At 70.8% G+C, this 19,362-nt stretch carries 17 protein-coding genes; 9 read left to right on the top strand and 8 right to left on the bottom strand.

Annotation, left to right across the window (positions count from 1 at the left end; genetic code table 11):
* Positions 1-89 precede the first annotated feature (89 nt).
* Positions 90-1,298, top strand: a complete 1,209-nt coding sequence (locus tag C1M51_RS04310; RefSeq protein ID WP_242499965.1) for an MFS transporter — start codon at positions 90-92, stop codon at positions 1,296-1,298.
* Between the two features lie 112 nt (positions 1,299-1,410).
* Positions 1,411-1,920: a hemerythrin domain-containing protein gene (locus C1M51_RS04305; RefSeq protein WP_129448393.1), complete on the top strand. Its 510-nt coding sequence runs from the start codon at positions 1,411-1,413 to the stop codon at positions 1,918-1,920.
* Between the two features lie 13 nt (positions 1,921-1,933).
* On the opposite strand, the gene C1M51_RS04300 is transcribed toward C1M51_RS04305, so the two are convergent.
* The 4 genes from C1M51_RS04300 to C1M51_RS04285 all read right to left on the bottom strand — a co-directional run bounded on the left by C1M51_RS04300 (position 1,934) and on the right by C1M51_RS04285 (position 6,751).
* On the bottom strand, positions 1,934-3,001 hold the full coding sequence (locus C1M51_RS04300; RefSeq protein WP_129448392.1) for a calcium:proton antiporter: 1,068 nt from the start codon (positions 2,999-3,001) through the stop codon (positions 1,934-1,936).
* 119 nt (positions 3,002-3,120) lie between these two features.
* A complete protein-coding gene (locus C1M51_RS04295) occupies positions 3,121-4,656 on the bottom strand; it encodes a diguanylate cyclase (protein ID WP_129448391.1) in 1,536 nt (511 codons plus the stop codon).
* Positions 4,657-4,740: 84 nt separating this feature from the next.
* Positions 4,741-6,510 (bottom strand): ABC transporter ATP-binding protein, encoded by a 1,770-nt coding sequence (locus tag C1M51_RS04290; protein WP_129448390.1) that lies wholly within the window; start codon positions 6,508-6,510, stop codon positions 4,741-4,743.
* Between the two features lie 28 nt (positions 6,511-6,538).
* The gene (locus C1M51_RS04285) at positions 6,539-6,751 is read right to left on the bottom strand and encodes a hypothetical protein (protein ID WP_129448389.1); all 213 of its coding nucleotides are present in this window, start codon (positions 6,749-6,751) and stop codon (positions 6,539-6,541) included.
* Positions 6,752-7,067: 316 nt separating this feature from the next.
* Here C1M51_RS04285 and C1M51_RS04280 point away from each other — a divergent pair, with 316 nt between their 5' ends.
* A complete protein-coding gene (locus C1M51_RS04280; protein WP_129448388.1) occupies positions 7,068-8,117 on the top strand; it encodes an aromatic ring-hydroxylating dioxygenase subunit alpha in 1,050 nt (349 codons plus the stop codon).
* Between the two features lie 21 nt (positions 8,118-8,138).
* On the opposite strand, the gene C1M51_RS04275 is transcribed toward C1M51_RS04280, so the two are convergent.
* Entirely contained in the window at positions 8,139-9,851 is a 1,713-nt protein-coding gene (locus tag C1M51_RS04275; RefSeq protein ID WP_129448387.1) for a sigma-54-dependent Fis family transcriptional regulator, read from the bottom strand.
* 236 nt (positions 9,852-10,087) lie between these two features.
* Between C1M51_RS04275 and C1M51_RS04270 the strand changes: the two genes are divergently transcribed.
* On the top strand, positions 10,088-11,053 hold the full coding sequence (locus C1M51_RS04270) for a PDR/VanB family oxidoreductase (RefSeq protein ID WP_409072619.1): 966 nt from the start codon (positions 10,088-10,090) through the stop codon (positions 11,051-11,053).
* Positions 11,054-11,084: 31 nt separating this feature from the next.
* Positions 11,085-12,146 carry an aromatic ring-hydroxylating dioxygenase subunit alpha gene (locus tag C1M51_RS04265; RefSeq protein WP_129448386.1) on the top strand — a complete coding sequence of 354 codons (1,062 nt, stop codon included), beginning with the start codon at positions 11,085-11,087 and terminating at the stop codon, positions 12,144-12,146.
* A 19-nt stretch (positions 12,147-12,165) separates the two neighbouring features.
* Here C1M51_RS04265 and C1M51_RS04260 read toward each other — a convergent pair whose 3' ends face one another.
* Positions 12,166-13,179, bottom strand: a complete 1,014-nt coding sequence (locus C1M51_RS04260; RefSeq protein ID WP_129452087.1) for an AraC family transcriptional regulator — start codon at positions 13,177-13,179, stop codon at positions 12,166-12,168.
* A 61-nt stretch (positions 13,180-13,240) separates the two neighbouring features.
* Between C1M51_RS04260 and C1M51_RS04255 the strand changes: the two genes are divergently transcribed.
* Positions 13,241-13,609 carry a DsrE family protein gene (locus C1M51_RS04255; protein WP_129448385.1) on the top strand — a complete coding sequence of 123 codons (369 nt, stop codon included), beginning with the start codon at positions 13,241-13,243 and terminating at the stop codon, positions 13,607-13,609.
* 26 nt (positions 13,610-13,635) lie between these two features.
* Positions 13,636-14,049 (top strand): hypothetical protein, encoded by a 414-nt coding sequence (locus C1M51_RS04250; RefSeq protein ID WP_129452086.1) that lies wholly within the window; start codon positions 13,636-13,638, stop codon positions 14,047-14,049.
* 18 nt (positions 14,050-14,067) lie between these two features.
* Here C1M51_RS04250 and C1M51_RS04245 read toward each other — a convergent pair whose 3' ends face one another.
* Positions 14,068-15,156: an SDR family oxidoreductase gene (locus C1M51_RS04245; protein ID WP_129448384.1), complete on the bottom strand. Its 1,089-nt coding sequence runs from the start codon at positions 15,154-15,156 to the stop codon at positions 14,068-14,070.
* Positions 15,157-15,459: 303 nt separating this feature from the next.
* Positions 15,460-15,774, bottom strand: a complete 315-nt coding sequence (locus C1M51_RS04240) for a hypothetical protein (protein ID WP_129448383.1) — start codon at positions 15,772-15,774, stop codon at positions 15,460-15,462.
* Positions 15,775-15,950: 176 nt separating this feature from the next.
* On the opposite strand from C1M51_RS04240, the gene C1M51_RS04235 reads away from it, so the two are divergent.
* Together C1M51_RS04235 and C1M51_RS04230 are read left to right on the top strand one after the other, a co-directional pair.
* The gene (locus C1M51_RS04235) at positions 15,951-16,433 is read left to right on the top strand and encodes a DUF456 domain-containing protein (RefSeq protein WP_129448382.1); all 483 of its coding nucleotides are present in this window, start codon (positions 15,951-15,953) and stop codon (positions 16,431-16,433) included.
* Between the two features lie 137 nt (positions 16,434-16,570).
* A complete protein-coding gene (locus C1M51_RS04230) occupies positions 16,571-19,261 on the top strand; it encodes a bifunctional acetate--CoA ligase family protein/GNAT family N-acetyltransferase (protein WP_129448381.1) in 2,691 nt (896 codons plus the stop codon).
* Positions 19,262-19,362 lie beyond the last annotated feature (101 nt).

Genomic DNA, 19,362 nt, shown 5'->3' with positions numbered 1-19,362 from the left:
GTCTTTTCGGCCCGCCCGCGTCCGGACGCGCCGTCCCCTGCTCCCGCCCGATGAACGCTGCCGCGCCGCCGACCCCTTCTTCCTCCTCCTTGCCACCGCTCCCGCGCGGAGCGGTCGCCTGCCTGGCGCTGGCGGCCTTCGGCAGCGGCGTGTCGATGCGGGTGAACGATGCCCTGCTGCCGCGCCTGGCCGGCGAGTTCGCCCTCACGCTGGGCCAGGCCTCACAGGTCATCGCGCTGTTCGCGACAGCCTACGGGCTGGCCCAGCTGTTCTTCGGTCCGGTCGGTGATCGCTACGGCAAGTACCGCGTCATCGCCTGGGCCACCGCGGCCTGCGCCCTCACGTCGGTACTGTGCGGGCTGGCGACCGGCTTCGACGCGCTGCGCCTGGCGCGTGTGCTGGCCGGCGCCACCGCGGCGGCGGTGATCCCGTTGTCGATGGCGTGGATCGGCGACGTCGTCGACTACGAGCGCCGGCAGCCCGTCCTCGCGCGCTTCCTGATCGGCCAGATCTGTGGCCTGTCCGCCGGCGTCTGGCTGGGAGGCTTCGCGGCCGACCACCTCGGCTGGCGCGCGCCTTATTTCCTGCTCGCGGGCTTCTTCGCACTGGTGAGCGTCGCGCTGTTCGCGCTGAACCGGCGCCTGCCGGACGGCGCCCGCCCGGTGCGTGCGGCGAGTGACGGGTCGCCGTTGCGCCGCATCGCGACCGAGTTCGGCGGCGTGCTGGTGCGTCCCTGGGCTCGGATGATCCTCGGTCTGGTGTTTCTCGAGGGGCTGTTCCTGTTCGGGCCGTTCGCCTTCATCGCCTCGCACGTGCACGAGGCCTTCCAGCTCTCGCTGTCGGCCGCGGGCACGCTGGTGATGCTGTTCGGGCTGGGCGGCTTCGCCTTTGCCGTTTCGTCCGGCCCCCTGGTGCGGCGACTCGGCGAGGCCGGCCTGGCGCGCTGGGGCTCGCTGATGATGTGCGGGGCGCTTGTCGCGGTCGGCTTCGGGCCCGGCTGGGGCTGGGCGCTGGCCGGATGCTTCGTCGCCGGGCTGGGCTTCTACATGGTGCACAACACGCTGCAGGTGAATGCCACGCAGATGGCGCCTGACCGGCGCGGCGCGGCCGTCGCCGCCTTCGCCTCGTGCTTCTTCCTCGGGCAGTCGGCCGGCGTGGCGCTGGGCGGATGGCTGGTGGGGGTGATCGGTCCGCCGGGCTTCCTGGCGATCGGCGCGGTGGGTCTGCTGCTCATCGGACGGGCCTTCGCGACCGGTCTCGCGCTGCGGTCGCGGGCCGCGGCAGCCGTTGCCGTGTAGGACAACGCCGCTGACGGCTGCGCGCCTGTGCCGCGACCTCGCTGCAGTGGGTGGACAGTGCCGGCTGTCGAACGCAATACTGACCCGGTACCCAACCGGAGGAACGCCCACCATGTCCGCGAGCCTGTTCGATCTGCTGCACGAGAGCCATGAGATCCAGCGCCAGCTGTGCCGCCGGCTGACGGCGGCGCGCGCCTCCACGGCGCAGCGCGAGCAGGTCTTCCTGCAGCTCAAGGTGGAGCTCGAGGCGCATGCCGCCGCCGAGGAACGCTTCCTCTACGTGCCCTTGCTGATGACCGATCCGGGGCTGTCGTCGTCTCGGCATGCCCTGTCGGAGCACCACCAGATCGAGGAGCTGTGCGAGGAACTGAGCGTGTCCGACAAGCAGGGCGAAGCCTGGCTCGACACCGCCAGGCGGCTCGGCGAGAAGGTGCGCCACCACCTGAAGGAAGAGGAGCGCAAGTTCTTCAAGGTGGCCGGCCGCATCCTCGACACCGACAAGAAGGACAACCTGGGCCGGCGCTACCAGAAGGATCTGGTGCGCATGCGGAAGAAGTACGCCGCCGACTACCAGCGGGTGGGCGTCAGCCGCGCCGGCGAGGTGGTGGCCGCGCCGCGCTGAGCCGTCGGGCCTGTCAGGGCACCAGCGAGAGGAACAGGAAGGCCGCGAACAGCACCAGGTGCACGGCGCCCTGCATCACGTTGGTCCGGCCGGTGCCCAGCGTGATGGCGCCCACGATGAAGGTCAGCAGCAGCAGCACCAGGTCCTTGGCCGCCAGGCCCAGCACCAGCGGCAGGTCGAGCAGCACCGCGGCCACCACGACCACCGGGATGGTCAGGCCGATGCTGGCGAGTGCCGAGCCCAGCGCCAGGTTCATGCTGGTCTGCAGGCGGTCGGCGCGCGCCGCGCGCACGGCGGCCCAGGTCTCGGGCAGCAGCACCAGCAGCGCGATCGCGATGCCGATCACGGCCTTCGGCGCGCCCGCGGCCGCGACCGCCGCCTCGATGGTCGGCGACAGCTGCTTGGCCAGTCCCACCACCGACACCAGGCCGATCAGCAGCAGGCCGAAGCTGGCCCAGGCCTGGCCATTCGACGGCGGCTTGGCGTGGATGTCCTCGTCGTCGGCATTGGTCGGCGGCAGGAAGTAGTCGCGGTGGCGCACCGTCTGCACGAACACGAACACCGCCCACAGCGCCAGCGAGGAGACCGCGACGAAGGCGAGCTGCGAGACCGTATAGGTGCCGCCATCCGAACTGGTGGTGAAGGACGGCAGCACCAGCGACAGGCCGGCCATGGCCACCAGCGCCGCCAGCGCGGAGTTCGCGCCGTCGAGGTGGAAGGACTGCTCGTGGTGGTGCAGGCCGCCGACCAGCAGGCAGATGCCGACCACACCGGTGCAGATGATCATCACCGCCGAGAAGATGGTGTCGCGCGGCAGCTCGGCCTTGCCCTCGCCGCCGGCCAGCATCATGGAAACGATGAGCGCCACCTCGATCACCGTGATCGCGATCGCCAGCACCAGCGTGCCGAACGGCTCGCCCACGCGGTGCGCCACGACCTCGGCATGGTGGACCGCCGCGATCACGGCGCCGATCAGGGCGACGGCGCAGGCCGAGGCGATGGCGCCGTTCATCGGCAGGGCCAGCGAGGCCCCCAGCAGGGCAGCGGCGGCGAGCGGTAGGAGCAGGGCCCAACGGGGCATAGGGCGGTCCTTTCAGGGGCGCGAGCGGTGGAACGGCGCGGCGCGACACGATCGATCGCGCCGCCGGCGGCAAGCGCGAAGGATAGTCGGACGGGGCGCGCGGTGCGCCGGGGTGCGGGTCAGGCCGGGGCGTCGCCCGCCAGCACCGCCTGGTTGCGGCCGTTCGCCTTGGCCTGGTAGAGCGCCCGGTCGGCCCGGCGGATGAGCGTCTCGTGCGTGTCGTGCTCGCCGGGCACCAGCACCGCCACGCCGATGCTGGCGGTGACCACGCCGAACGGCGACAGCTCGTGGCGGTGCGCCAGCGCCTCGAGGGCCTGGCAGATGCCGCGCGACATGGCGAGCGCGCTGGCCTCGTCGGCCGCCACCGCCACCAGGGCGAACTCCTCGCCGCCGTAGCGCGCCACCAGGTCCCCGGCGCGGCGCACGTTGGCGCCGAGCACCTGCGCGATGGTGCGCAGGCAGTCGTCGCCGGCCTGGTGGCCGTAGCGGTCGTTGTAATGCTTGAACAGATCCACATCCAGCAGCGCCAGCGCCAGCGGCTGGCCGGTGACGCGGGCGTGGCGCCATTCGCCGGCGATGAACTCGTCGAAGCGCCGCCGGTTGGCGATGCCGGTCAGGCCATCGGTGGTGCTCAGCGTGCCCAGCTGGCTGTTGGACTCCTCCAGCTTCAGGGTGCGCTCGCGCACCTTGTCCTCCAGGCTGCGCGTCAGCGCACGCTGCTCGCTCAGCAGCGTGGCGAAGCCCATGCCGACGATGCTGAGCGTCAGGATGAACTCCTGGGTGCGCAGGATCAGTTCGTGCGGCGAGGCCTCGCCGAAGGGCTTGTGGCCGGTGGTCTGGGCCCAGGCGGCCGCCAGCGCGATGAGCGCGACCGCCGGCGCGGTCCAGCGCGTGCCGAAGCGGACTGCGATGTACAGCATCGGCGGCAGCAGCAGGTTCGGCGTCAGCGGCACGCCGCTCCAGCGCTCCGACTGCCCCGACAGGATCAGCCCGGCCAGCGCGCCGGTGAACAGCAGCACCGGTCCGTCCTGCCAGCGCAGCCGGATCGGCTCCGGCGCGGGCTGCGCCAGCGCCAGCAGCATCGGCGTGAAGATCAGCAGCCCCAGGCCGTCACCGAACCACCACAGCAGCACCAGCGTGGGATAGGGCGTCTTCACGCCGTCCATCGCCTGCAGCACCAGACTCGCCAGCAGCGCGGCGACGAGCGCGCAGAGCAGCGGGCCGATGACGACGAACTTGCCCAGGTCCTGGATCCGGTCCAACGCCGGCGACGTGCCTGCGCGGCGCAGCAGCAGGTAGGCCAGCGTCACTTCCGTGAGGTTGACGAGGCTCAGCAGCACCGCCTGCAGCGGCGGGAACACCGGCAGGTTGGCGAGCACGTCGGAGCTGAACGTCAGCAGGGCCAGCCAGCCGCCGCGCCGGCCGCGGAAGTGGAGCAGCGCTGCCAGCAGCACGGCGTTGGGCAGCCAGATCACCACCTCGTTCTCGGGCGACACGGCGCACAGGAAGGTCAGCTTGACGCTGGCGAAATGCAGCAAGGGCAGCAGCAGGTAGACCCACCACGCCGGCGGTCGGTCGGCCTGCGTATTCGGTTGCGGGGAGAGCATCGTCGGGGTCATCGAGCCGCTGCGTTCGGGAACAGGGATATCGGTCATTCGGGGGGAGCATCGCAGGCCTCGCGGCCCGACACGGCGGCCCGGTCGGGCCGGTCGTGAAGGATGCCCGATGTGGAGCGTCGATCAATGCGGCACCGGCACGGTTCGCAGCGTCGGCTGGCGCGCCAGCACGGCGTCGCGCGGGCCGGCATCGACCACGCGGCCAGCCACCATCAGCACGACGGTGTCGAAGCGATCGAGCAGGCTCAGGCGGTGGATCGACGCCACCAGGCAGGCCGCCGGGAAGGCCTGCGCGATGCGTTCGAGCACGCGCGCCTCGGTCGCGGCGTCGAGGGCGCTGGTGGGCTCGTCCAGCAACAGCAGCGAACTGCCTTGCGCGGCGAGCACGCCGCGCGCCAGGCAGAGGCGTTGCCGCTGGCCGCCCGAGAGGTTGAAGCCACGCTCGGACAGGGCCGTGTCCAGGCCGCCGCCGAGGGCGGCCAGGACCTCGTCGAAGCCGCTCACGTGCAGTGCGGCGTGCAGCTCGGCGTCGGCGCAGGCCCGGCCGAAGTCCAGGTTCTCGCGCACGCTCGCCTCGAACACCTCGATCTCCTGCGGGATCAGCGTGGCCAGTCGGCGCAGCCGCGGCCAGTCGGCCGGCCGGCCGTCGAACGCGAGGCGGCCGTTGTTCGGCGTGTAGAGCCCGGCCAGCACGCGCAGCAGCGTGCTCTTGCCGCCGCCGCTGGGGCCGACCAGTGCGACGCGCTGGCCGCGCCGCAGCGCCAGGCTCACCTCGCGCAGGCCCTGGACCGCGCGCTCGCCGCCGTCGGCGGCGGCGCCGCGCGCCGCGTAGTCCCAGGCCAGTCCGTCCACGCCCAGCCGCTGCCAGTCGGCGGCGGCGTCGATGCGCTCCTCGGCCGGGTCGGTGGCGCGCGACGGCGCGGCCTCGATCGGTGCGGCACTGCCGTAGTCGGCGTGCATGCGCGCGAAGGACTGGAAGTGGGCCGCCATCGAGCTCACCACGCCCGCCGCCTGCTGGGCGTACTGGTAGACCATGAACACCGCGCCCAGCATCACGGCCTGCGGCCCCGGCGTGCGCGACTGCAGTACGTAGACGGCGACCAGCGCCCAGGTCAGCGCCAGCCCCAGCACGTCGACCGCGCACCACTTGCCCTCGTTGAGCAGCACGCTGCGCCGCAGCGGTGCCGACACTGCCGCGAGGCGCCGCGCCAGCAGCGTGCGCGACGCGCCCGACAGCCGCAAGCCGATGACCGTCGACGCATGGGCCAGGAAGTCGAGCAGCGCCGCGACGTAGCGCCGGTCGGCATCGTTCTCGGCACGCGCCAGCTGCATCAGCGCGCGGTCGAAGCGCAGGATCACCAGGCCGATCAGCACGTAGCCCGCCAGCGCCAGCGCGCCGCTGCTGCGCGACAGCAGCGTCAGCGCCACCAGCGGCCCCACCAGGTTCACCGCGCTGGCGAGGTAGACGAACTGTGTCTGCGCGAAGTCCGACAGCGCGCGGCTCGCCTGGTGCACGCGGTGCTGCAGCTCGCCGGAGTGGTGGCCGTCATGCCAGGCCAGCGGGGCCGCGGCGATGCGCGCATAGAGCGCGTCGGCCAGCGTCTCGCGCACGCGCAGGCCGACGTTGCGCTCGAGGATGCGGCCGGGTCCGTGGGCCGCCCAAGACAGCAGGTAGAGGGCGGCGAGCGCCGCGATCCAGCGGCCGGCGCCGCGCAGGTCGCCGCCCTGCAGCGCATTGATCGCCAGGCCGGCCAGCCAGGGCAGGGCCAGCCGCAGGAGCTGCGAGGTCGTGAGCAGCAGTGCCGCGCCGAGCAGTTGCCCGCGTGCCCCCTCGGCATGGCGCCAGAGGGCCCGGTACAGCGTCACCGGCGCGCGGCCTGTGGCGGCGGTCATCGCCTCGCCTCGTCGGTCGCGGTCGGGCCTATTTCTTCGGCGACGGGAGTTCGTTCAGGGCGTCCCACTGGGACAGCGACAGGTCCAGTTCGGCCACGTCCGGCTTGCGCGGCTCCACGTTGCGCCGGCGCTCGCGGCCGCCGGGCGGCTCGGGCGATTCGGTGCGCCGCCGGTCGAGGCCGGTCCGGCGTTCGGTCGGGCTGGCGGTGTGCGGTGTGCGGGGCGGGTTCGCGCTGGGCATGGGGGTCTCGCGAGCTCGAGGAGGCGGATACGTGAGACAGGCAACCATACCCGATCCCCGGCGGTCCGCGCACGGCGCGCGTGCTGCGGGAAATGCCGAAATCGAGGCCCCGGCATTGCGGCAGATGCGGAACCCGAGCGGCGGCGTGCGCCCGCGCCGCCGCCAGTGCCGCTGGAAAACACGTTCGCAATCAAGGGCTTGGCGTCGCGCCCCGGCTTGGCCCTGCGATTGCTATAGCGCCTCCACGCACCGACCGAAGTGCGGCCGTGGCGGCCCCCGACGGCAAGGTCCATCGACAACGGAGACACGACATTCCATGGAAACCCAGATCCCCTACCTGACGAACGCGTGGTACGTGGCGGCGCTGTCCAGCGAGGTGGGAGCGCAGGCGCTGTTCCACCGCAAGATTCTCGACACCTCGGTGCTGATCTACCGCAAGCAGGACGGCGAGGCGGTGGCGCTGCACGACCGCTGCCCGCACCGTTTCGCGCCGCTGCACCTGGGCAAGCGCATCGGCGACGAGGTGGCGTGCCTGTACCACGCGCTGCAGTTCGACTGCAGCGGCCAGTGCACGAAGAACCCGCACGGCAACGGCCAGATCCCCAAGGCCGCGAAGGTGCGCAGCTTCCCGCTCGTCGAGCGCTATGGCTTCCTCTGGATCTGGATGGGCGAGGACGCGCCGGACGTGGCGCGGCTGCCCGACTTCGGCGAGCTCGACAACGGGCCGGAGACCGGCGTGGCGTACACCTACATGCACATGAAGGCGAACTACGAGCTGATCATCGACAACGTGATGGACCTGAGCCACATCGACCACGTGCACGGCGAGATCATCTCCACGCGCGGGCAGCTGTCGCCGCTGGTGCCGCAGATGCGCGAGGGCGAGCGGGCCATCTCCGCCCGCTGGGAATGGCAGCAGACGCCGGCGATGCTGATCTTCGCCAATTTCCTGCCCGAGCCCGCGGCCGGCGCGCGCCACTTCTTCGACATCACCTGGACGCCGCCCGCGAACATCCAGCTCTCGGTCGGCGCGACACAGGACGGCGGCGCGCTCGACCTGGCCGGCTGCATCGGCCAGTACGACCTGCACACCTGCACGCCGGAGACCGCGAACACCACGCACTACTGGTTCGCGACACGGCGCAACCACGTCGTCGAGGATGCCGACTACAACGCGATGAAGATCCAGGCCATGCATGCGGCCTTCGAGAACGAGGACGGGCCGATCATCGAGGCCGTGCACGACGAGATGGGCACCACCGACTTCTTCAGCCTGAACCCGGTGCTGATGACCAACGACGTGGCGCCGGTCAAGGTGCGGCGGCGCCTGCGGCAGCTGATCCAGGACGACCTGCGCGGCGCCTGAGGGCGGGCGCCACCGTGCGCCTCAGGACTCGCGCTTCTTGAGGCGGTATTCGACCTGGCCGCGCCGCAGGCGCAGCAGGCGCGCGGCCGCGGAGATGTTGCCGTCGCTACGCTCCATCGCGCGCTCGAACAGCAGCGACTCGATCTGCTCGAAGGACGGCAGGCGGGCCAGCAGGTCGTCGGCCAGCCGCTTGCACTGGTCGTTGGCCTCGCCGGCGCGCGGGACCAGTTCGCCGTGCGCACCCACGCTCAGCGAGCGCAGCTTGAGCTGCTCGCCGCCGGAGAACAGGTGCTGCACGTCGATCCGGCCGTCGTCGTCGGCCAGGATGACCGCGCGCTCGACCATGTTCTCGAGTTCGCGCACGTTGCCGGGCCAGTGGTAGTCCCACAGCGCGTCGTAGGCGCGCGTGGTCAGGCCGCTCACGCGCTTGCCGCAGCGCCGGTTGCAGCGCTCCAGGAACAGCGCGACGAGCAGCGGGATGTCCTCCAGGCGTTCGCGCAGCGGCGGGATGACGATCGGGAACACGTTGAGCCGGTAGAACAGGTCCTCGCGGAAGCGGCCGGCCTCGACCTCGTCTCGCAGGTCACGGTTGGACGCCGCGACCAGCCGCACGTCGACCTTGCGCACGCGCACGTCGCCCACGCGCTCGATCTCGCGCTCCTGCAGCACGCGCAGCAGCTTGCCCTGCGCCGGCAGCGGCAGGCTGCTGATCTCGTCGAGGAACAGCGTGCCCCCGTGGGCCCGTTCGAAGCGCCCGGGCCGCGAGTGGTCGGCGCCGGTGAAGGCACCCTTCTCGACGCCGAACAGCTCGGCCTCCACCAGGTCGGGCGGGATGGCGGCGCAGTTGATCGACACCAGGGGCTGCTCGTGCCGCCGGCTGACCGAATGCAGCGCCCGTGCGAAGCGTTCCTTGCCGACGCCGCTCTCGCCGCGGAACAGCACGGTGGAGTCGGTCACGCCGACGCGGCGGACGAGGTTGGCCACCGCGTTGAAGCCGGCCGAGGTGCCGACGAAGTCGTCGAACTCGCCCGGGGTGCAGGCCTTGACCGGCGCGCTGCGGGTCGGCCGGGCCTTCGGCGGCGTGCGCACGAAGGACTCGATCTTCAGGAAGTTGGTCTCGTGCTCGCTCAGGTCGTCCCAGGCGGCGAGCGGGCGACCGACGACGCGGCAGCGCTCGTGGCCCATCGCCACGCACTCTATCTCGCGCCACAGCACGGGCTGCCCGAGGATGGCGGTGCAGCAGCCGCTCGCATAGCCGACCATCATCCAGCAGGCCGGCTCGCCGAATACGCCGCAGTGCTTGAGGTGGGCCTCGGCCTCCCAGGAGGAGGTCCAGTAGTAGTCGCCCCAGAACTCGCCGCCTTCGAGGTCGAACTGCATCGCGTCGATCGGCTGGTTGCGCACGAAGCCCTCGATCTCGCGCAGGCGCGGGCCGAGCTCGAGCATGCGGTCGCGGTCGCTGCCGCACAGCGCGCGCAGGCGCTGGCCGTCCTCGAAGCCCTGCTGGTAGCCGAGCCGCGTGAACAGCTCGCGCGCCTTGCCGGTGCCCAGCTGCTCGATCAGCTCGCGCCGCAGCTCGGCGAACGACGACGCGTGCATCAGCAGCATCCGCTGCTCGAACAGCACGATGTGGCCGGCGTCGGGCGAGAAACGCAGGTGTTCGGTGAGCGTGCGGTCGTCCGATCGCTTGGCGCCGACCGTCGCGGACGGCGCCGCGTGGGAGGTGGGGGGCATGCTGTCTCCTCGGTCCGGTCGGGCCGGCCTGTTCTTCAAAAGCGGCAATCCGCGATTCCTCGTTGTCGCAAATGATGAATCTGCGGTCCCGGCACCGAACCTCGGGTTTCCACGAACTCATCGAAAAATCGCAGGTGAATCAAGGACTTGAGAGCCCGTGCCGGCATGGCACCGCGCTTGCAATTCTTCGTGTCCTGAACCGGCCGCAAGTGTCGGGCCGAGCATGGAGACCCGCAGTGACGAACGATGGATGGTTGGAGGTGACGGTGGCCGGGCGCGAGCCGGCGGCCGAAGGCGTGGCGAGCTTCGAACTGCGGCGCGCCGATGGGGCGCCGCTGCCGGCCTTCGACGCCGGGGCGCACATCGACGTGGAACTGCCGAACGGCATGGTGCGGCAGTACTCGCTGTGCAACGACCCGGCCGAGCGTGGGTACTACCGGATCGGCGTGCTGCTCGAGGCGGCGGGGCGCGGCGGATCGCGCAGCGCCCACGAGCAGCTGCTGCGCGGCAGCCGGCTGCGCATCAGCGCGCCGCGCAACCATTTCGCGCTGGTCCCGGCGCGCCACACGCTGCTGCTCGCGGGCGGCATCGGCGTCACGCCGATCCTGAGCATGGCCGAGCAGCTGGCGCATGCCGACGCGTCGTTCGAGCTGCACTATTGCAGCCGCTCGCCGGCGCGCACCGCCTTCGTGCCGCGGTTGCAGGCCGCGGCTTTCGCCGCGAGGGTGCACTTCCACTTCGACGACGGCGATGCCGCGCAGCGCTTCGATGCGCGCGCGGTGCTCGCGCAGGCGGTGGACACGACCCACCTCTACGTGTGCGGACCGAAGGGCTTCATGGACCACGTGATCCTGACCGCCCGCGCGCTGGGCTGGTCGGAGGGCAACATCCACTACGAGTACTTCGCGGGTGCCGCGGTCGACAGCTCGGCGGACCGCGGCTTCGAGGTGCAGATGGCCGGCAGCAGCCAGGTGGTGCCGGTCGCGCCCGGCCAGAGCGTGGTGCAGGCGCTCGCCGCCCGCGGCATCGACGTGCCGGTGTCCTGCGAGCAGGGCGTCTGCGGCACCTGCGTGATGCGTGTCGTGCAGGGCGAGCCCGAGCACCGCGACATGTACTTCAGCGCCGCGGAGCATGCCGCCAACGACCGCTTCACGCCGTGCTGCTCGCGCTCGAAGTCGGCGCGACTGGTGATTGATTTCTAGTGTTCCGGCACCCCCCTCAGGAGACAGAAAGATGGAGCAGAAGATCGAATTCAAGCAGTCCTACCTGACGAACGCGTGGTACGTGGCGGCGCTGTCCAGCGAGGTGGGAGCGCAGGCGCTGTTCCACCGCAAGATTCTCGACACCTCGGTGCTGATCTACCGCAAGCAGGACGGCGAGGCGGTGGCGCTGCACGACCGCTGCCCGCACCGTTTCGCGCCGCTGCACCTGGGCAAGCGCATCGGCGACGAGGTGGCGTGCCTGTACCACGCGCTGCAGTTCGACTGCAGCGGCCAGTGCACGAAGAACCCGCACGGCAACGGCCAGATCCCCAAGGCCGCGAAGGTGCGCAGCTTCCCGCTCGTCGAGCGCTATGGCTTCCTCTGGATCTGGATGGGCGAGGACGCGCCGGACGTGGCGCGGCTGCCCGACTTCGGCGAGCTCGACAACGGGCCGGAGACCGGCGTGGCGTACACCTACATGCACATGAAGGCGAACTACGAGCTGATCATCGACAACGTGATGGACCTGAGCCACGTCGACCACGTGCACGGCGAGATCATCACCACGCGCGGGCAGTTGTCGCCGCAGATTCCGAAGCTGCGCGAGGACACCGAGTCGGTCGCGGCGCGCTGGGAATGGCAGCAGACGCCGCCGCTGCTGATCCTGGCGAACTTCCTGCCCGAACCGAAGACGCAGGCCCGGCATTTCATCGAGGTGAGCTGGAGCCCGCCGGCCAACATCCAGCTCTCGGTCGGCGCGACGCAGAACGACGGTGCGCTCGACCTGGTCAACTGCATCGGCCAGTACGACCTGCACACCTGCACGCCCGAGTCGGCCGGGACCACCCACTACTTCTTCGCCACGCGGCGCAACCACGTGGTCGACGACGCGGGCTACAACGCGGCCAAGATCCAGGCCATGCATACCGCCTTCGAGACCGAGGACGGCCCGATCATCCAGGCCATCCACAACGAGATGGACACCACCGACTTCTTCGGCCTGAACCCGGTGCTGATGACGAACGACGTCGCGCCGGTGAAGGTGCGCCGCCTGCTGCAGCGGCTGATCGAGCAGGAGGCCGGCGCGCGCTGACGCCGACCGCGGCCGTGGCTCAGCGCGTGCCCTGCCGCAGCCGCCAGCTGCCGGGCGGCAGGCCGAAGTGGCGCTTGAAGGCGCGGCTGAAGGCGGCCTCCGACTCGTAGCCCACCTGGTCGGCAATGGTCTTCAGCGGCTGGTCGCCGGTCTTCAGGTGCTGGGCGGCGAGCTGCAGCCGCCAGTGCGCCAGGTACTGCATCGGCGGCTGGTCGAGGTAGCGCCGGAAGCGTTCGGCCAGCACGGTGCGCGACACGCCGACCTCGCGCGCCAGTCGCTCCACGCTCCAGTCCTGCAGCGGGGCATCGTGCAGCAGCTTCAGGGCCGAGCCGGTCACCGGATCCCTGCAGGCGGCGAACCAGCCGTTCTCGTCGTCCGACAGGCCCTGCATGTGCTTGCGCAGGATCTCCACGAACATCAGCTCGGTCAGCCGCGGCAGCATGCTGCGCGAGCCGGGCGTGGTCCGGCTGGCCTCGGCGGCGGTGTGGCGGATCGTGCTGCCCAGCCAGTGGTCGCCCGGCGTGGCGTCGGGGCTCACGTGCAGCAGGGTCGGCAGATGCCGCAGGATGGGACGGAACAGCAGTTCGTCGCACTGCAGGAAGCCGCAGATGATGTGCGTGACGGCACCGCCGCCGCCGTGCTCGACCTGCGGCATGTCCTGCCAGGGTTGGCAGGGCAGCAGCTGACCGACCTGCACCGGCGCGGTCTCCTCGCGGCCTTCGAGACGGTGGCTGTCGCCGTACGGCAGCAGCACGGCATCGCCCTCGTGCAGCCACACCGGCTCGCGGTCGGGTAGCGCCAGCCGGCAGCTGCCGGTGGCGATGACGTGGAAGGGAATGATGTGCTCGGTGCGGAACGGCAGCACCCGCGCCAGCTGCGCCGACCCGGGCGTGAGCACCGCCCAGGGCTCGCGGAACGCGGCGCGGAACAGCACCATGCCGACCAGGTGCATGCTGCCGAGCAGGTCCGACAGCAGGTCGGGCGAGCGCGGCGGCGGCGGCGTTTCGGACAAGACTTGCGGCATTTCGGACATGGCCTCCACGGGGCGCTCCACCTAAGCTGACGTCATCAAGGATGCAGCAAGGAGGCTGTCAATGGCAACGGAATCGAGAGATCTGGTGGTGGTGATCACGCATGGCATCGACCACGAACTGTCCTCGGCGGGCATGGTCATCGCGCTCGGCGGGATGACGGCCGGGCTGAAGGTGTCGATCTTCCTCACCAGCTCGGGCGTCGACATCGTGCGGCGCGGCGCGTCGGACACGACCCATGTGAAGCCGCTGGAGCCGCTGGCGGACATGCTGCGCGATTTCGTCGCGCGGGGCGGCACGCTGTGGGCCTGCACGCCGTGCGTGAAGAGCCGCGGCTATGCGCAGGAGAACCTGATCGAGGGCGTGGTGATCGCCGGCTCCAGCGTGATGCACGAGCTGATCAAGCGTGGCGCGGCCACGCTGAGTTTCTGAGCGGTGCACAGGAGGCGAACGTCGTGATGCTGCTGTACCGGGAAGTCAGCTGGTGGTACTGGGTCGCGACGGCGGTGCTGCTGTTGGCCGGGCTCGCGGGGTGGCACGGGGGTTTCCATGCGGCCATCGCGTTGAGCGCACTGCAGGTGCTGCACTTCCGTCTTCGCGAGGGCCGCCTTGCGGCCTTCCCGGTGCAGGTGCGGCTGGCCTTCACCGGCCTGCTGCTGCTGGCCGCGTGGCCGCCGCTGGGCTGGCTGTACTGGGTGCCCGCCCTCGGCACGACGGCCCAGGTGCTGTTCGGCTACTGCCTGCTGGCCCGCGGCCTGTCGCTGCTGCCCTGGAACCGCCGCGAGCCGCTGTCCTGGCGGCTGCTCTGGCGCACCCTCACGGCGCCGCCGGTGCGCGGCAGCATCCTGCAGGGCCTGCCGGCGACGCCGTAGCCGACCGGCGGGGCGGCGTCAGGCAGGAGGCAGGATGCCGCGCGCCATGAAGTCGCGCAGCCAGTGGCAGAACATGTCCTCGCTGTCGCACACCTCGTGGAAGCCGGCCTGGCGCAGCTTGATCGCGCTGACGAAGGCGGGCGGCGGCGGCTCGGTCGCGCCATGGGCGAAACAGAAGTCCGCGTAGTGGTGCGACTCGCCGAGCAGCGCCGGCAGCGCCACCGGCCGCAGGCCGTGCTTCGCCACGATGCGGTCCCACACCGCGGCGTGTGCGGGCAGGAACTGCCCCAGCGCGCGCGGCCGGTCCGGTCCGGGCTCGACGCCCAGCGTCGCGGCCATCGCCGGCCACACGTTGCGCCACTCGAAGACATCGCCGTTGGTCACGTTGAAATGCTGGCCCACCGCCTTCGGGCTGGTGGTGGCCCACACGAAGACGTTGGCGAGCAGGCGCGCGTCGACCGCTTCCCACACATAGGGCACGCCGCCGGGGAAGCCGAACGGTTCGCCGAGTTCGCGGCAGATGGCGGCGTAGGCGCCGATCACCGGCGCGAGGTTCATCGCCACGCCGTAGGCGGCGCCGATGATGAGCTGCGGGCGCAAGATGGTGAAGTCGAACTCCCGCGCCGCCGCCAGTTCCTTCAGGTAGTCCTCCTGCAGCCAATAGAAATTGGCGTGCGCGTCGCGCGGCGCACGCTCGCGCGCCGGGATCGGCATCGGGTGCAGGTGGATGCCGTAGGCCTTGGTGCCCTGCAGCAGGCTCACGTGGCGCAGGCCGCTGCCCGCACTGGTGAGCGGAGCCAGGCAGTTCTGCAGCATCGCCAGATTGGTCTCCATCTGGTCGCGCTCGCTCCAGCCTGCAATCAGGCCGGGTTTCTCGAACAGCGCGGCATAGACGACGTGGGTGATGCCGCTCAGTGCGCCGAGCGCGGCGCGGCTGGCCGCCGCGTCGCGCAGGTCGACCGCGAGGTGGGTATAGGGCCGCTCGTGCGTCAGCTCGGGCCGCCGCCGCGACAACGCCACCACTTCCCAGCCGCTGGCGAGGAAGGCGTCGACCGCGGCCGCGCCGACCACGCCGCTGGCGCCGGCGATCAGAACCTTGTTGGGCATCTCATGTCTCCGCGTCTTGTCGTTCTCGAAGGGGCGCCGATCGCCCGAACTGGGCCCGCGTGGCGGTGCTGTTCAGGGGATCGATCCTGCGCGAATCGAACTACAGTGCAGTCACTTCGGCGACAAACCGACCGCACGATTGGGCGGACCCAGGAACCCGTCACCTGCGCCGAAAGAACCCGTCGCCTCGTGCTGCTCAGCGCGATGTGCGTTCGGTAGATGAGCCCGCGGCCCTGGTCCTCCAGTCTGCCTGCGGGCTTTTTCTTTGGCCGCGCCGCCGTGGGAGGCGCCGACCGGCTCAGGTCAGATCCGGGCCCACAGCGCCTCGGACACCTGCAGCGCGCGTTCACGCTCGACGCCGCCGCCCAGCGCCAGCTGGTGCGAGCGTTCGAACAGCACGTTCTCGGCCAGCTCGCACAGCACCGGCATCATGCTGCGCGCCACCAGCCGCAGGTCGTCGGTCGCCAGTGCGCGCAGCGCGCCGCTCAGCTCGGCCGCGGCGGCGCGGTACTCCCCGGCGTGCATGCCCATCTGCTTGTTCTCGAGGACACGCATCAGGCACAGCGAGGTGCGCAGCGTCTCGTCCTGCAGGCCGGTGATCGTCAAGGCGGGGGGCAAGGCAGTTCCTTTCGGGAGCGTCACCATGAGCGGTGAGTCCGCTGACTTATCGGCTGGAAGGGGCGGGGCCTTGAGGGCGATCGCGGCCCGGCGCCGGCCTGCCGCCGCTCCCGTCGGTTGAACTCCGGCGCGCGAACGCCATCTCTCCCTGAACAACTCGTGCAGAAGGGCTCGCCATGGGCGATATCTGGCTGTGGATCCTGAGCGTCGCGCTCATCGTGGCGGGGCTGGCCGGCACGGTGTTGCCGGCCCTGCCCGGCACGCTGCTGGTCCTGGCCGGCATCCTGCTCGGTGCCTGGATCGACGACTTCGCGCGTGTCGGCTGGGGCAGCCTCGCCGCCGTCGGCGTGCTGGCGGTGCTGGCCTGGGCCGCGGACTTCGTGGCCGGTCTGCTGGGTGCGCGCCGGGCCGGCGCCAGCCGCGAGGCGATCCTCGGTGCGGCGCTCGGCACCGTGGCCGGGATCTTCATGGGACTGGTCGGCGTGCTCTTCATGCCGCTGGTCGGCGCTGCCGTCGGCGAGTACGTGGCGCGCCGCGACGAGCAGCGCGCGGTGCGGGTGGGCTTCGCCACCTGGCTGGGCGTCATGGCGGGGCTGGTCGCGAAGATCGCGATCTCGTTCATGATGATCGGCATCTTCGTGGTGGCCTTGCTGGTCTGACGTCCGTCTGCGGCACCCTTCGGCGCAGTGCACTGCGCGTGGGCGGGGCATTGTCAGGACCGTGTCATCCGATGCCCCGAAGGTCGCTGCATGCCGCGGTGCATGCCCGGCGCTCCGATCGGCGCAGACTGGACCCCATGGACAAGCACTTCCTCACCCCGCTCTTTTCGCCCGAATCCATCATCGTGCTGGCCGGGGCGCCCGACGACCCGGCCGGCCAGACGCCTCAGGCCCGGGTGCTGCACCAGGCCCTGCGGGCACAGCCCTATGCCGGCGCGCTGCAGTTCCTGGACATCCATGCGACCGGCACGCTGGCCGAGCTGGCGCAGACCCGGGCCGACCTGGCCATCATCGCGCTGCCGCCGCAGCAGGTGGCCTCCGCACTGGAGGTCGCAGGAAGGCTGGCCTGTCGCTCGGCGCTGGTGGTTTCCAGCGGCATCGGCGCCGAGGCCGCGGCGACCCTGAAGAAGATCGCGCAGCGCGAGGGCATCCATCTGCTGGGACCCAACGGGCTGGGGTTCCAGCGCCCCGCGCTGCAGCTCAACGCCAGCGCGGCCGGGCCGCTGGCCAAGCCCGGTTCACTGGCGCTGGTGTCGCAGTCGGGGGCGCTCACGGCCTCGGTGCTCGACTGGGCCAGCACCAACGCGGTGGGTTTCTCCAGCGTCGTGTCGCTCGGGCCCAACACCTCGGTGGATATCGCCCAGGCGCTGGACTACCTGGCCAACGACGCGCAGACGCACAGCATCGTCGTCTACGTCGAGGGCATCTCGAGCGCGCGCCATTTCATGAGCGCGCTGCGCTCGGCCGCCAAGGCCAAGCCGGTGGTGGTGCTGAAGGCCGGCCGCAAGCCGGCCGGCAACGAGGCCGCGCAGACCCACAGCGGCGCGATCGTCGGCAGCGACGACGTGTTCGACGCCGCGCTGCGCCGTGCCGGCGCGGTGCGGGTGCGCTCCTTCGTCGAGCTGTTCTCGGCCGCGAAATGCCTGGCCTCGCGCTACCGCCCGGTGGGTCGGCGCCTCGCGATCGTGACCAACGGCGGCGGGCCCGGCGTGCTGGCGGCGGACTGGGTCAACGAGCTGTTCCTGCACCTGGGCCGGCTGTCGGCGGAGTCGGTCGCTGCACTGGCGCCGCAGCTGCCGCCGCTGGCCTCGTTGTCGGACCTGATCGATCTGTCGGAAGACGCCGGTCCCGAGCACTACCGCGCCGCCATCGATGCCGCCGGCAACGACGCGCAGATCGACGGTGTGCTGACCGTCTACTCGCCCAAGGTCGGCGTCGATGCGGCAGCCATCGCGGGCGCGCTGGTGGAGGTCAAGCACACGATGGGCAAGCCGCTGCTGTCGTGCTGGATGGGCGATGCGTCGGTGGGCGCGGCGCGCGAGCTGCTGAACGAGGCCGGCATCCCCGGCTTCCGCACGCCGGAGGCGGCGGTCGGCGCCTTCGGCAATATCGCGTCGTTCTACCAGAACCAGCTGCTGCTGCAGCAGACGCCGTCGCCGCTGTCCACGCTGGCCAAGCCCGACATCGAGGCGGCGCGGCTGGTGATCGAGAGCGTGCTGGCCGAGCGCCGCAAGGTGCTGACGGAGATGGAGTCGAAGACGCTGCTGTCGTCGTTCCACATCCCGGTCACCAACACCATCCTCGCGCGCAGCGCCAACGAGGCGATGATGATCGCCACCCAGCTGGGCTTCCCGGTTGCGCTGAAGATCGATTCGTCCGACATCAGCCACAAGTCCGACGTGGAGGGTGTGGCGCTCAACATCATGAACGGCGCGAGCGCGCGCGACACCTATACCGACATGGTGGAGCGGGTGGCGCGGCTGCAACCGGGCGCCCGGATCAACGGCGTGACGGTGCAGAAGATGGCGCGTGCCCGGCGCGGCCGCGAGATCTACATCGGCCTGGTGACCGACGACCCGTTCGGTCCGGTCATCGTGTTCGGCGCCGGCGGCACGATGATCGAGCTGATCAACGACCGTGCGATGGAGCTGCCGCCGCTGAACCGCTTCCTGGCGCGCCGGCTGATCGAGCGCTCGCGCGTCGCCGAGACGCTGGGCGAATGGCGCGGCGCCAGCGCGGTGAACCTCGACGCGCTGGAGCAGGTGCTGCTGCGCGTGTCAGAGATGGTGTGCGAGCTGCCGCAGCTGCGCGAGATGGACATCAACCCCATCATCGTCGACGAATCCGGCGCGGTGGCGGTGGATGCGCGCATCGTCATCGACAGCGCGCCGCAGGCGGCGGGTGGCCGCACCAACCCGTACTCGCACCTCTCCATCCTGCCTTATCCGACACGCTACGAGCAGGTCTGGCCGCTGCGCGGCGGCGGCGAGTACACGGTGCGCCCGATCCGGCCGAACGACGCGCGGATGCTGCAGGACCTGGTGCTGCACCTGTCGCCCGAAAGCCGCTACTTCCGCTTCGTGTCCTCGCTGACCGAGCTGTCGCCTTCGATGCTGGCGCGCTTCACGCTGATCGACTACGACCGCGAGATGGCGCTGGTGGCGGTGGTCAAGGAGCGCAACGCGGGGGCGGACGGCGAGATGGCCGAGACCGAGCGCATCGTCGGCGTGTCGCGCTACATCACCAACCCCGATCACTCGACCTGCGAGTTCTCGCTGGTGGTGGCCGACGACTTCAACGGCCGCGGCATCGGCTCGCGCCTGATGGAAAGCATCATGGACGTGGCGCGCGAGAAGGGCCTGAGCGAGATCGACGGGCTGGTGCTCGCCAACAACGCCGACATGCTCAAGCTCATGCGCTCGCTGGGTTTCGCGGTCAAGCGCTTCGCCGACGACCCGGACTTCATGCTGGTGACCCACACGCTGTAGATCGGCCCGGCTCCGCTGCGTCAGGCGGTGCGGCGCCGGAACTTCCGGTGACGCACCTGCGTCCACCTCACAATGGTGTGGCGCGTGCCGCACGGATCGCA

Source organism: Methylibium sp. Pch-M (assembly GCF_004136295.1).
Classification (GTDB): domain Bacteria; phylum Pseudomonadota; class Gammaproteobacteria; order Burkholderiales; family Burkholderiaceae_C; genus Methylibium; species Methylibium petroleiphilum.
The sequence above is the reverse complement of the archived record's forward strand: the minus strand, read 5'-3'. Positions and strand labels throughout refer to the sequence as shown.